Source organism: Clavibacter sp. VKM Ac-2873, from assembly GCF_015351075.1.
Taxonomy (GTDB): Bacteria; Actinomycetota; Actinomycetes; order Actinomycetales; family Microbacteriaceae; genus Clavibacter.
The window spans coordinates 263287-276395 of record NZ_JADKRS010000004.1 but is presented as its reverse complement, the minus strand read 5'-3'; the positions used below and the strand labels follow the sequence as shown (position 1 = coordinate 276395).

At 75.0% G+C, this 13109-nt stretch carries 12 protein-coding genes; 6 read left to right on the top strand and 6 right to left on the bottom strand.

Features of this window, described 5'->3' with window-relative positions; translation table 11 throughout:
- Positions 1 to 36: 36 nt before the first annotated feature.
- From ITJ44_RS13040 to ITJ44_RS13025, 4 genes are all read left to right on the top strand, one after another.
- Positions 37 to 834, top strand: a complete 798-nt coding sequence (locus tag ITJ44_RS13040; protein WP_194635981.1) for an SDR family NAD(P)-dependent oxidoreductase — start codon at positions 37 to 39, stop codon at positions 832 to 834.
- Positions 834 to 1043 carry a DUF2945 domain-containing protein gene (locus tag ITJ44_RS13035; RefSeq protein WP_194635980.1) on the top strand — a complete coding sequence of 70 codons (210 nt, stop codon included), beginning with the start codon at positions 834 to 836 and terminating at the stop codon, positions 1041 to 1043. The genes ITJ44_RS13040 and ITJ44_RS13035 overlap by 1 nt, the downstream gene beginning before the upstream one ends.
- 81 nt (positions 1044 to 1124) lie before the next feature.
- Positions 1125 to 2372 carry a sensor histidine kinase gene (locus ITJ44_RS13030; protein WP_194635979.1) on the top strand — a complete coding sequence of 416 codons (1248 nt, stop codon included), beginning with the start codon at positions 1125 to 1127 and terminating at the stop codon, positions 2370 to 2372.
- Positions 2369 to 3031: a response regulator transcription factor gene (locus ITJ44_RS13025; protein WP_194635978.1), complete on the top strand. Its 663-nt coding sequence runs from the start codon at positions 2369 to 2371 to the stop codon at positions 3029 to 3031. Before ITJ44_RS13030 ends, ITJ44_RS13025 begins: the two co-directional genes overlap by 4 nt.
- Before the next feature lie 31 nt (positions 3032 to 3062).
- On the opposite strand, the gene ITJ44_RS13020 is transcribed toward ITJ44_RS13025, so the two are convergent.
- From ITJ44_RS13020 to ITJ44_RS13000, 5 genes are all read right to left on the bottom strand, one after another.
- Positions 3063 to 4448, bottom strand: a complete 1386-nt coding sequence (locus ITJ44_RS13020; RefSeq protein WP_194635977.1) for a D-alanyl-D-alanine carboxypeptidase/D-alanyl-D-alanine-endopeptidase — start codon at positions 4446 to 4448, stop codon at positions 3063 to 3065.
- Between the two features lie 126 nt (positions 4449 to 4574).
- A complete protein-coding gene (locus ITJ44_RS13015) occupies positions 4575 to 5186 on the bottom strand; it encodes a recombinase family protein (RefSeq protein WP_194635976.1) in 612 nt (203 codons plus the stop codon).
- A gap of 99 nt (positions 5187 to 5285) precedes the next feature.
- A complete protein-coding gene (locus ITJ44_RS13010; RefSeq protein ID WP_194635975.1) occupies positions 5286 to 5564 on the bottom strand; it encodes a DUF3072 domain-containing protein in 279 nt (92 codons plus the stop codon).
- Between the two features lie 87 nt (positions 5565 to 5651).
- Positions 5652 to 6857 carry a PrsW family intramembrane metalloprotease gene (locus ITJ44_RS13005; RefSeq protein ID WP_194635974.1) on the bottom strand — a complete coding sequence of 402 codons (1206 nt, stop codon included), beginning with the start codon at positions 6855 to 6857 and terminating at the stop codon, positions 5652 to 5654.
- Positions 6858 to 6970: 113 nt separating this feature from the next.
- Positions 6971 to 8398, bottom strand: coding sequence for an FAD-binding oxidoreductase (locus ITJ44_RS13000; protein WP_194635973.1), 1428 nt, complete (start codon positions 8396 to 8398; stop codon positions 6971 to 6973).
- A 58-nt stretch (positions 8399 to 8456) separates the two neighbouring features.
- Between ITJ44_RS13000 and ITJ44_RS12995 the strand changes: the two genes are divergently transcribed.
- The gene (locus tag ITJ44_RS12995; protein ID WP_194635972.1) at positions 8457 to 9392 is read left to right on the top strand and encodes a DNA-3-methyladenine glycosylase; all 936 of its coding nucleotides are present in this window, start codon (positions 8457 to 8459) and stop codon (positions 9390 to 9392) included.
- Positions 9393 to 9395: 3 nt separating this feature from the next.
- On the opposite strand, the gene ITJ44_RS12990 is transcribed toward ITJ44_RS12995, so the two are convergent.
- The gene (locus ITJ44_RS12990) at positions 9396 to 10466 is read right to left on the bottom strand and encodes a Ku protein (protein ID WP_194635971.1); all 1071 of its coding nucleotides are present in this window, start codon (positions 10464 to 10466) and stop codon (positions 9396 to 9398) included.
- A 36-nt stretch (positions 10467 to 10502) separates the two neighbouring features.
- On the opposite strand from ITJ44_RS12990, the gene ITJ44_RS12985 reads away from it, so the two are divergent.
- A complete protein-coding gene (locus ITJ44_RS12985; RefSeq protein WP_194635970.1) occupies positions 10503 to 13022 on the top strand; it encodes an ATP-dependent DNA ligase in 2520 nt (839 codons plus the stop codon).
- Positions 13023 to 13109 lie beyond the last annotated feature (87 nt).

Here is a 13109-nt window from a genome sequence, read left to right as displayed (position 1 = left end):
GCATCGACCGCCCCACGGGGCAGTGAGGAGACCGAGATGGATCTCGGCATCACCGGCAAGACCGCGCTCATCACGGGCGCCGACTCGGGGATCGGGTGGGAGACCGCCCGCATCCTCCTCAGCGAGGGCGCGACCGTCGTCCTCAGCGACCAGGACCAGGGGTCGCTCGACGAGGCCGCCGCGCAGCTCGACGGCGGAGACCGCGTCCACGCGTTCGCGGCCGACGTGACGAGCGTCGACTCCCTCGCCGCGCTGCACGGCAAGGTGCAGGAGGCGGTCGGCGACATCGACATCCTCGTGCAGTCCGCGGGCATCACCGGTGCGCAGGGCCTCTTCCACGAGATCGACGACGCGGGCTGGACGAACACCATCGAGGTCGACCTGCTCGGGCCCGTGCGGCTGGTGCAGCAGTTCCTCCCGTCGCTCCGGAAGGGCGGCTGGGGCCGGATCGTGTTCCTCGCCTCCGAGGACGCCGTGCAGCCGTACGACGACGAGCTCCCCTACTGCGCCGCCAAGGCCGGGATCCTCGCGCTGTCGAAGGGCCTGTCGCGCAGCTACGCGAAGGAGGGCCTGCTCGTGAACGCGGTCTCGCCCGCCTTCATCCACACGCCCATGACCGACGCGATGATGGAGAAGCGCGCCGACCAGCTGGGCACCTCGACGGGCGACGCGATCGAGTCGTTCCTCGACGAGGAGCGCCCCTACATGGAGCTCAAGCGCCGCGGCGAGCCCGCCGAGGTCGCGAACGTCGTCGCGTTCCTCTGCTCCGACCTCGCGTCGTTCGTGAACGGATCCAACTACCGCGTCGACTCCGGATCGGTGGCGACGATCTGATGGCCGAGCTGGAGAAGGGCGACCACGTCACCTGGAACACGCCCCAGGGCGAGACCCACGGGAAGGTCGTCGAGGAGAAGACGAAGGACTTCCCGCACGACGGGCAGCACTTCACCGCGTCGAGCGACGAGCCCGCGTACATCGTGGAGAGCGACACGTCCGGCAAGACCGCGGCCCACAAGGGATCCGCGCTGACGAAGAAGAAGTAGGCGCCTCCTCCCCCGCGGGTACCGGCGACCGGTACCCGCGGGGGGCGCCCCGCCTCCCGGCCCGCGCCTAGGCTGTGGCCGATGGACACCGGGACCGCCGCCGCGACGCGCTCGACGTCGACGCGGGCGCCCCGGCACCGCGACGGCATCGAGCTCTTCGTGGACGCGGTCGTCGGCCTCGTGCTCGCGGGCCTCGCCCTCAAGCCGCCGGTGGACGTGCAGGAGGCGGGATTCCCCGTCGCCGCGCTCGTGCTCGTGTCCGTCGCCGTCCGCTCGGTGTTCCCGGGGGCGGCTCTTGCGCTGGCCTGGGTGATGGCGCTGGCGCAGTGGCAGCTGGGCGAGCGACCCGGCTTCGCGGACCTCGCCCTCCTCCTCGTGCTGTACTCGACCGCCCGGCGGGGTTCGCGCGCGACAGCCGTCCTCGGCGCCGCATCGGCGGTCGTGGGCGGCGCCATGGCCACGGTGTACCTGCTGCACACGGGCGCCCGCTACTCGCTGCTGATCAGCCCGGGCGGCCTGGGCGCCATGATCTTCGTCGCGGCCCCGGTCCTGATGCTGCTCCTCGCCTGGCTGACCGGCCTCGTGGTGCGCGTGATCCGCTCCCGCACCGACGAGTCGCGGCTCCGCGTCCAGGCCGAGGACACGGCCGTGAAGGCCGTCGACCTCGCGCAGGCCGAGACGCTGCGGGCGAGCATGGCGCGCGACGTGCACGACATCGTCGGGCACTCGCTCGCGGTGATCATCGCGCAGGCCGACTCCGTGCAGTTCCTCGACGACGAGGAGCGGATCCGCGGGGTCTCCGCCACCATCGCCGACACCGCCCGCCGCTCGCTCGCCGAGGTGCGCGAGGTGCTCAGCGGCACGAGCACGGCCGAGACGGACGACGGCCCCGAGGACCTCGACGCGGTCGTCGCGCAGGTGCGGGCCGCGGGCGTCGACCTCGCGCACGAGGTTCGCGGCGTCCGGCGGGCCGTGGATCCCGCGCGCCAGGTGGTCATCCGCCGCGTCGCGCAGGAGATGACGACCAACGCGATGCGGCACGGGGAGCCGGGCGGGCGGATCCGCCTGCCCGAGACCTGGCGCGCGTCCGACGTCGTGCTCGAGGTCGAGAACCCCGTCGCCCGGCGCGACGCGGCGCTCGACCGCACGGGCCCGCTCGGCCTCGAGTCCCTCCGCGTCGGCACCGGCGTGGAGGGCATGCGCGCCCGGCTCGCCGCGGTCGGCGGCGACCTCGAGGCCGAGGCCGTCGACGACCTGTTCACCGCCCGGGCCCGCATCCCGCTGCCGGGCGCCCACCCCATCCCCACCGTGCCGGGAGGCCGCCCGTGATCCGCATCGTGCTCGTCGACGACCAGGAGCTGTTCCGCGGCGGCGTGCGCGTCGCCCTCGACGCCCAGCCCGACCTCGAGGTCGTCGGCGAGGCCGGCGACGGGCGCGAGGGCCTCGCCGTGATCGACGAGGCGCGGCCCGACGTCGTGCTCCTCGACATGCGCATGCCCGTGATGGACGGCCTCGAGACCGTGCGGGCGCTCTTCGACGGGAGCCGGACCGATCCGCCGCGCGTCATCGTGCTGACGACGTTCGCGCTCGACCGCGCCTCGGCCACGGCGATCCGCGGCGGGGCCAGCGGCTTCCTGCTCAAGGACGCGACGCCCGCGTTCCTCGCCGCGGCGATCCGCGCCGTGCACGCCGGCAGCGCCGTCCTCGCGCCGGACGAGCTCACGCAGCTGTTCACCTCGGACGCCACCGCAGCCCCCGCTCCCCCGGCGCCGCCCGCGTTCCGCTCGCTGAGCGCGCGCGAGAAGGACGTCTTCGGGCACGTGGCGCGCGGGCTGTCGAACGCGGAGGTCGCGGCGCTCGAGTTCGTGAGCGAGTCGACCGTGAAGACGCACGTGAGCAGCATCCTCGCGAAGCTCGCGCTGCGGGACCGCGTGCAGCTCGTCGTGTACGCGCACGACCACCGGCTCGTGGAGCGCGCGGGGTCCTAGCCGCGGGTGCGATCGCCGTCCTGGCCGGCGGTCAGGAGCCGAGCGCGCCGCCGCAGCGGTGCAGCTCGGTCGCGAGGGCGTCGATCTCGGCACGCGCGGACTCCGCGGAGACGGACGGATCCACGTCCTCCGCCCAGATCGTGAAGGCGACCTCGGTGCCGTCCTCCGCGTCCGCGATGCCGGTGAGGCCGTGCATCCGCTCGAGCGTGCCCGTCTTGCCGCGGATCCGGCCCGCCGCCGCGTCCGCCTCGCCCGTGAAGCGGCCGCCCTCCGCGAGCGTGCCGGTGCGCCCGGCGACGGCCAGCCCGGCGTCGACGATGGCGAGGTCGTCGCGGTGCTCGGCGATCCGCACCATGAGCCGCGTGAGGAGCGCGGCCGGCACGCGGTTCGCGTCCGACAGGCCGGAGCCGTCGACCAGCACGACGCCGTCGGTCGGCAGGTCGAGGCCGGCGAGCGCGGCGGGCGTGCCGCGCTGGATGTCGGCCGCGGCGCTGCCCGCGCCCGTCTCGATCGCGACGAGCCGGGCGAGCGTCTCCGCGAGCGTGTCGTCGGAGTGGGTGAGCATGTAGCCGACCAGGTCGCGGACGGGCGCGGACTCCACGGTGCCGAGCACGGCGGATCCCGGTGCCGCGGTCACGAGCGGGCCGTCGGCCGCCACGCCGTCGCCGAGGAGCGCCGCGAAGGCGTCGGCCGCGCGCGCGACCGCCTTCTCGCCGCGTCGCGAGTACGGCTCGGCCGGGTCGTCGCGGTCGCCGTCGACCATGAGCGCCGTGATGTTCGACATGGATCCGCCGCGCCTGGCCGCGAGCGGCCACTCCGGCAGCCAGGCGGGACCCGAGAACAGCGCGCTGTCGACCTGGAGGCGGCGGATCGGGACGCCGGCGAGGGCCGGATCGAGGCGTCGGGCCTCGAGCACCTGGCGCGCGAGGTCGTCGAGGTGCGGGGCGTCGGGGTAGACGCCGTCGGTGCCGGACGGGAGGCGGCTGAGCGTGGGATCGCCGCCGCCGACGAGGACGACCGTGTCAGCCCGCGCCCCCTGCACGACGCGCGTGGCGATGCGCCGGTCGGGGCCGAGCGACTCCACGGCGGCGGCCGCGGTGAGGACCTTCATCGTGCTGGCGGTCGCCGCCGGCGCGTCGCCGCGCACGTCGAGGACGGTGCGCCCCGCGTCACCGTCGACCTCCGCGGCCGAGAGGTGGAGCGTGCCGGTGGACCAGCCGCCCGTGAGCGCGTCCGCGGTGCACGACGTGGGATCGGCGGATGCTCCGCCCGCGGGCGACGGGAGGATCCCGGTGACGAGGCCGGCGCCGACCACCGCGGTCGCGACGACGGCCGCGAGCACCGCGTCGCGTCGACGGCGGAGGACCCGGGATCGGCCCGCGGGTCGTCGAGCGGGCGCGGGGCGGGATCCGGTCATGCTCCCCACAGTAGGAAGGGGTCGGGCCCGTCACCTCGGCCGCGGGTGCCGACGCGCTCCGTCGCACGGACCAGGTCGCGCGGACCGGGTCGGGCCGAGGAGCGCGCCGGGGCCCGGCTCCCCGCGTCAGCGCAGCATGCCGCCCGGACGCCCCGACTCGGCCCACGCGAGCGCGCGCGTGACGACGCGCTCGCTCACGTCCAGCACGCGGGCGATCTCCGCGGTGTCGCGGCCCTTCGATCGCTCCTCGACGGCGATCATGAGCTTCCGGCGCGTGATGCCCTTGGGCAGGGACGGCGGCGCGGGGGCGGCGGGCGGCCCGGCGGGCTCGGCGGCGGCGGCCTCCTCGGCGCGGCGACGGCGGTGCCGCTCCGCCTCCGTCGTCGCCTCCACCGTGGCGAGCGCGAGCGTGGCCGCGAACAGCCCGCGGCCGGCCGCGGTGCCGGCCTCCAGCCCGTCGCGGATGGCGCGGAACGCGATGCCGCGCGCCTCGAGCCCGTTGAGGATCCGCACCACGTCGGCGACTCCGGGGCCCAGCCGGTCGAGGCTCACGACGAGGAGCTCGTCGTTCTCGCGGAGGTAGTCGAGCGCGTCCTGCAGGCCGGGGCGCGGGGCCTTGGCGCCGCCGGCGACGTCGACGAAGATGCGCTCGCAGCCGGCCTGGTCGAGGGCGTCGACCTGGTCCTGGTACGGCTCCTCGGAGCGCGCGACGCGGACGTACCCGACGAGCGTGGTCATGCGCCCTCCCTCATGCGTCGCCTCCCCTGCGTGCGCCCCCGCGTCACGCGACGACGGACGGGCGCCGACAGGCGCCCGTCCGTCTCCATCGTGCTCCGATCAGCTCGCGTCGTCCGACTGCGGCGACGCGGTCTCCTTCTTCTCCTGCAGGCGGTCGATCTGCTCGCTCGCCTCCGCCTTGTTGAGGTCGGCGGGGATCTCCTCGCCGGCCTGCGTGGCGAGCGAGTCGAGGTAGCTGCGCTGCGCACCCGTCATCGGCTCGTCGCCCGTGACCCACGTGCTCGGGTCCTTCTCGGCGCTCTGCGGTGGCGTGGGGGTGGAGGAGCCGAGCATCTCCTTCTCGTCGCCGCCGGTGGTGTCCTGGTTCGCATCGCTCATGGTGGTGCCTCCTCGTGTGGTGCCTCCGACGCTACTCGCGACCGCCGACGCCGGACGGGTGCGGGCGTCGGCCACGACGCCGGGCGGCTAGCGCCGGCCGCCGCGCAGGAGGGCCTCGCGGTGCTCGGTGACGGCCCGCAGCAGGCGCCGCTCGTCGTCGAGGTGGCCGGCCTCCGAGCGGCCGGACGCGGCGGGCCGTGCGGAGAGCATCCGCTGCCGGGCGAACGCGAGCCGCGTGGCGTCCCGCGTGAACAGCCCCATGGCCTTGCCCGCCTCCCCGCCGCGCGTGCGCGCCCAGAGCCGGGCCCGCCGGCGCCCCTGCCACGTGCTCAGCATCTCGACCTCGGCGGGCGTGAACCAGCCGACGGCCGCGTACTCGCGGAGGCGACGGCGCGTCAGGTGGATCTCGTAGCGGCGCAGCAGGATCACGACCAGCACGAGGAACGCGAAGATCGGCACCTGCAGCAGCACGTAGAAGGAGAGGAAGTCGCCCGTGATGGTGACGCCCGTGTTCCAGAGGGCGTGCAGCACGATCGCGCCGACCAGCCCCAGGGCCCCGAACCCGAGGGCGGCGCCCGGACCGCGGCGCGCGCCGTAGCCGATCGCGATGCCGGTGATCATGGTGAAGGTCACGTGCGCGAACGGCGAGAACAGGCCCCGCAGCACGAAGGTGCCGACGAGCGTGCCGGTCGTGCCGGAGACGAGCGGGCCGCCGAAGTAGACGATGTTCTCCGTGAAGGCGAAGCCGGCCGCGATGGTCGCGCCGTAGACGACGCCGTCCACCGGCCCGTCGAAGTGGCGGCGCGCGACCCAGAAGATGAGGAGCAGCCCGATGGCCTTCGCACCCTCCTCGACGACGGGCGCCTGGACGGCGAGCTGCAGGAACTCGGTGTAGCGCGTGGGCACGCCGATCGCGAGGCGCGCGTACTGCGCGACGAGGTCGAAGAGGAGCGCGATGGCCACGGACGCGGCCGCGCCCCACAGCAGCGCGAACAGGAGCGCGAGCCGGGGCTCGGGCTCCCAGCGGTCGACCCAGCGGATCGCGAGGAGCACGCCGGCGAGCGGGATCAGGGCGAGGAGCGCGCAGATCGCGACGGCCTGGATCCCGAGGCTGAGCACGAGGTACGCGGCGACGAGGAGGCCGACGAGCAGCAGGACGGCCACGCCCACGACGCCGAGCACGGCCGACGCGGTGATGCGCGACGGCGCGTGCGCCGTCGGGAGCTCCATGGCGGGCGGCGGGGAGGTCGGCGAGGGGCGGTGGACGGTCACGGGGACGGACGGGTCGGTCACGACGGCCCTCTCTTCGGCGGATCGGCGTCGCCAGCCTAGTGGCGGGGTCCACGGCCGCCCGGGCGGGGTCGCGCGGGGTCGCGCGGGGTCGCGCGGGCCGGCGACGCGCGGGATCAGGCCGCCTTGCCCGGGTTGAGGATGCCCCGCGGGTCGAAGACGCGGCGGATCCCGGCGGCCAGCCCCATGACGTCGTCGCCCAGCTCGTCGGCCAGCCAGCGCCGCTTCAGGAGCCCCACGCCGTGCTCGCCCGTCAGCGTGCCGCCGAGCTCGACGGCCGCGCGGAAGAGGAGGTCGGCCGCGCGCCACACCTCGTCGGGGATCCCGGTCGCATCGCCGTCGGGCGTGGTCGGGTCCTCCGGGAGAAGGAAGTTCGGGTGCAGGTTGCCGTCGCCCGCGTGCGCCACGGTCGGGATGCGGAGGCCGGTCTCCCGCTCGATCTCCCGGATCCGGGCGAGCATGTCCGCGAGCCGGGACCGGGGCACGGCCACGTCCTCGATGAGCACGCGGCCGCGGGCGGCGAGCGCCGGATGGAAGGCGCGGCGGATCGCGAGGAGGCGCTCGCCCTCGTCGGCGTCGTCGGTCACGTCCGCCGTGCCGCCGGCGGCGACCACCACCTCGACGACGCGCGCGGCCTCGACGGCGGCGTCGGGGCCGTCGCAGCGCACGAGGAGGTGCGCGGATCCGCGGGTGGCGTGGTCGGTGCCGAGGAACGCGTCGATGGCCTCGAGGGCGCCGGCGTCGATGAGCTCCATGGCGGCCGGCCGGATCCGCGCGGCCGTGATCGCGGAGGCCGTGGCCGCCGCCCGGGTGGAGTCGGGGAAGAAGGCGGCGACCGTCGACGGGATCGCGGTCGGCAGGGGCCGGAGGCGCACGGTCGCGCGGACGATGACGCCGAGCGTGCCCTCCGAGCCGATCATGAGCGCGGTGAGGTCGTACCCCGTGACGCCCTTGACGGTGCGGTGGCCCGTGTCGACCACGCGGCCGTCGGCGAGCACGACGGTGAGCGCGAGGACGGCCTCGCGGGTCACGCCGTACTTGGCGCACAGCAGGCCGCCCGCGTTGGTGGCGATGTTGCCGCCGATGGTGGAGATGGCCTTGCTCGCGGGATCCGGCGAGTACCAGAGGCCGAGCGGCGCGAGCCGGGCGTTCAGGTCGTCGTTGAGGACGCCGGGCTCCACGACCGCGAGCTCGTCGGCCTCGTTCACCTCGAGGATCCGGTCCATGCCCCGCACCGAGAGCACGATCTCGCCCGCGGTCGCCGTCGCGCCGCCCGCGAGGCCCGTGCCCGCGCCGCGCGTGACGACGGGCGCGCCGGTGGCGTGCGCGATGCGGAGGGTGGCGACGACGTGATCCACCTCGGTCGCGCGCACGACGGCGATCGGCGCGGCCGGGCTGCGGTAGCCGGAACGGTCGCTGCGCGCCTCCTCGAGGGAGGCCGGGTCGGTCGCGACGACGTCGCCGAGGGCCGCGACGAGCTCGGCGCGGACGGCGTCGGCGGTGGCGGGCGTCGGTGGGGTGCGGATCACGTCGTCGTCGATCATGCGATCCACCCTAGGTCGCGCGCCCGCCGCGGTCGGGGGCGTCGGGCAGGCTGGTCGCATGGACTCCCCCGGCGCCGCCGCGCACGTCGACCGCACGGTGCTCCATGTCCCCGCCCCGTTCGACGGCGGCGGCGTGATCCGCTTCCTCTCCTGGCACGCCGTCACGGGCGCGGAGGAGGGGGACGACACGTCGTTCACGCAGTCCGCGCGGCTCGCGCACGGCGCGGGCACGGTGACCGTGCGGCTGCGGGACGCCGAGCCGGGCGACGACGGGCACGCGCGCGTCGAGGTCACCACGCGCGTCGAGCACTCCATCGACGCCGCCGAGCTCCTCGCCGGCACGCGCCGCCTCATCGGCCTGGACGTGGACGCCGCCCGCATCGACGCCGACCTCGCCCGCGACCCCGCGCTCGCCGCGGCCGTGCGCGCGACGCCCGGCCTGCGGATCCCCGGCACGCTGGATCCGCGCAGCACCCTCTTCCGCACCATCGTCGGCCAGCAGATCTCCGTCGCCTCCGCCCGCGCCACCCACGGCCGCATGACCGCCGACCTCGGCGAGGACCTGCCCGCGTCGGTCGCGCACGGATCCGTGACCCGTCTTCCGCCGACCGCCGCCCGCATCGCCCGCGACGGCGCCGAGCTGCTGCGGGGACCCGCCCGGCGCACGGCCACGCTGATCCGCATCGCCGAGGCCCTCGAGACAGGCGAGCTCGCGATCGAGCACGGCATGCCCCGAGCGGAGCTGCGCGCCGCGCTCGTCGCGTTCCACGGCGTCGGCCCCTGGACCGCCGACTACGTCGCGATGCGCGCGCTCGGCGAGCCGGACATCCTGCTCTCGGGCGACCTCATCGTCCGCCGCGGGGCCGCCGCCCTCGGGCTCCCCGACGAGGCGCGCGCCCTCGACGCGCGCGCCGCCGCGTGGTCGCCGTGGCGCTCCTACGCGACGCTGCACCTCTGGCGCGTCATGACCGACGGGATGCCGGCGGCGGGCTGACGCCTAGGCGCTCTTCCGCTCGGCGGCCGGCTTCGTCGTCGCGGGACCCTTCTTCGCGGGGCTCTCCTTGGCTGCGCCCTGCTTCGCCGGGCTCTTCTTCGCGGGGCTCTTCTTCGCGGTGCCCTTCTTCGCGGGGCTCTTCTTCGCCGGGGTCTCCTTCTCGCCGCCCGCCGACGCCGACGCGCCGGACCCCTTCCCCTTCGCCGCCGTCTTCGCCGGCTTCTTCGCCGCCCTCGTCGCGCCCGCCTTCGCCCCCGGCGCCTTCCCCTTCGCGCCGGATCCCCCGCCCCGGCTCCGCTCGATGCTCCGCTTCAGCGCGTCCATGAGGTCGAGCACCTCGCCGCCCTCGCCCTCGTCGTCGTCGGACTCCCCGAAGGTCGCGTCGGTGTCGAGCGAGTCGCCCTGCGCGAGCTTCGCGTCGATGAGGATCTTGAGCTGCTCCTGGTACTCGTCGCCGAACTTCGACGGGTCGAAGTCCTCCGCGAAGCCCTCCACGAGCTGCGCCGACATCTTGAGCTCCCGCGGCGAGACCTTCGGCGTCGCGTCGAGCGACGGGAAGTCGGCCTCGCGCACCTCGTCGTCCCAGAGCAGCGTCTGCAGCATGAGCACGTCGCCGCGCACGCGGAGCGCCGCGAGGCGGGTGCGCTGGCGGAGGGTCACGTGGACGATCGCGGTGCGGTCGGTCTCCTGGAGCGTCCGACGCAGGAGCGCATACGACTTGGGGCTGGAGGAGTCGGGCTCGAGGAAGTAGCTGCGGTCGAGCATCACGGGGTCGATCTGGTCGCTCGGCACGAACTCGACGACGTCGATCTCCCGGCTCCTCTCCTCGGGCAGCGCGGAGAGGTCCTCCTCGGTGATCACGACGGTGCGGTCGCCGTCGTCGAACGCCTTGTCGATGTGGGCGTAGTCGACGACCTTGCCGCACACCTCGCAGCGGCGCTGGTAGCGGATCCGCCCGCCGTCGGCGTCGTGCACCTGGTGCAGCGGCACGTCGTGATCCTGCGTCGCGCTGTAGACCTTCACGGGCACGTTGACGAGGCCGAAGGTGACGGCGCCCTTCCAGATGGCTCTCATGGGTCGAGTGAACACCCGCGGGTCCATGCTGGAGCGATGGCGGGGCAGAAGCAGCAGGTCGAGGTCGACGGGCACCGCATCACGCTCACGAACCTCGACAAGGTGCTGTACCCGGCGACCGGCACCACCAAGGGCGACGTGATCGCGTACTACGCCGCCATCGCGCCGCACATGCTGCCGCACCTCCGCGACCGTCCCGTGACGCGGAAGCGCTGGGTCGACGGCGTCGGCACCGACGAGGCGCCGGGGAAGATGTTCTTCCAGAAGGACCTCGACGCGCACACGCCCGACTGGGTGCTGCGGCGGGCGATCCAGCACCGCGACCACCAGAACGACTACCCGCTGGCGGCCGACGTCGCGACCCTCACCTGGCTCGGGCAGATCGCGGCGCTCGAGCTGCACGTGCCGCAGTGGCGGTTCGGTCGCACGGGCGACGTTCGCCGGCCCGACCGGCTCGTGTTGGACCTCGACCCGGGCCCGGGCGCCGGCCTCCCCGAGTGCGTCGAGGTCGCGACGGCGGCGCGGTCGATCCTCCGCGACATGGGCCTCGACCCGTACCCGGTGACGAGCGGATCCAAGGGCATCCACCTCTACGCCGCGCTCGACGGCAGCCACGACGCGGACGCGATCTCCGAGGTGGCGCACGAGCTGGCGCGCGCGCTCGAAGCCGACCACCCGGTCCTCGTCGTGAGCGACATGAGGAAGGCGCTCCGCGACGGCAAGGTGCTCGTCGACTGGAGCCAGAACAACCCGAACAAGACCACGGTCGCGCCGTACTCGCTGCGCGGGCGCTCCCGGCCGACGGTCGCGGTGCCGCGCACCTGGCGCGAGCTCGTGTCGCCGACGCTCCGGCACCTGGAGCTGGACGAGGTGGTCGCCCGGATGCGGAGGCGCACGGATCCGCTCGCGCCCGTCGAGGACGGCCACCGCGAGAGCCTGGAGCCGACGCGCGAGCGCCTCGCGGGCTTCGCGCGGAAGGAGCCGTCCGACGACGCGGATCCCGCCGACGACCGCCTCGCGACCTACCGCGCCAAGCGCGACGCCGCCAGGACGAGCGAGCCCGTGCCCGCCGACGCGCCCGCGCCGTCCGAGGGCCGGTCGTTCGTGATCCAGGAGCACCACGCCCGCGCGCTGCACTGGGACTTCCGGCTGGAGCACGACGGCGTGCTCGTGAGCTGGGCCCTCCCCAAGGGCGTCCCAACCGAGCACGGCACGAACCACCTCGCGGTGCAGACCGAGGACCACCCGCTCGAGTACGGCGCGTTCGAGGGCACGATCCCCGCGGGCGAGTACGGCGGCGGCGAGGTGACCATCTGGGACGCGGGCACCTTCGAGCTGGAGAAGTGGCGCGACGGGAAGGAGGTGATCGCGACGCTGCACGGACGCGGCCACGGCACCGGCATCGACGGGCCGCGGCGGTACGCCCTCATCCACACGGGCGGGCACGGGAAGGCCGACGCGAACTGGCTGATCCACCTGATGGAGCCGGCCGACGCCCCCGCGACGCCGCGTGCGACGCCCGCGCGCCCCGCCGCGCTCGAGAAGGCGAGCGGGCGCACGCGCGTCGGCGCGCGTCGGAAGGGCGCCGCCGCCTCCGCCCCCGCGCCCATGCTCGCGACGGCAGCCACCGGCGCCGGCCTCGACCCCGACGAGGAGTGGGCGGTCGAGATGAAGTGGGACGGCTACCGGGCGATCGCCGTCGTCGCGGAGGGCCGGGCGACCATCACGAGCCGCAACGGCGTCGACCTCACGCCCGCCTTCCCCGAGCTCGCCGAGCTGCCCGACCAGCTCGCCGTCGACGCCGCGGTGCTCGACGGGGAGATCGTCGTGCTCGGCGCCGGCGGACGCCCCGACTTCGGCCTCCTGCAGACGCGCCTCGGCCTGACGGGCGAGAAGGAGATCGCGCGCGCCCGGACGACCGCGCCCGTGCACCTCATGCTCTTCGACGCGCTCGCGGTCGGCGACCGCGTGCTCGTCGAGGAGCCGTACCTGGAGCGCCGCGCCGCCCTCCTCGACGCCGTCCGGTCGCCGGGCCGCGGCCGGATCCAGGTCCCGCCTGCCTTCGACGGCGACCTCGACGGCGCGCTCGCCACCAGCCGGGAGCTCGGTCTCGAGGGCGTCGTCGCCAAGCGCGTGGACGCGCCCTACGAGTCGGGCCGCCGCTCCAGCGCGTGGGTGAAGATCAAGCACCATCGGGCGCAGGAGGTCGTGGTCGGCGGCTGGCGGCCCGGATCCGGCGGCCGCGCCTCCGGCATCGGCTCCCTGCTGGTGGGCGTCCCCGGCGCCGACGGCCTGGTGTACGCGGGCCGCGTCGGCACGGGCTTCACCGAGCGCGACCTCGCCGAGGCGCTCCGCCGCTTCCGCCCGCTGGCGCGGAAGACGAGCCCGTTCGCCGACGTGCCGGCCTCCGACGCCCGCGACGCGCGCTGGATCACGCCGCGCCTCGTCGGCGAGGTCGCGTTCGCCGAGTGGACCGGGACGGGCCGCCTCCGCCAGGCGTCCTGGCGCGGGTGGCGACCGGACAAGTCGCCCGACGAGGTCGTGCGCGAGGACTGAACCGCGCGCCCCGAGGTGAGGCGGACCTTCCCATGCACGTTATGACCGCAACCGCGTCCGTTCACACGGGCCCGATACGCTCGGGGT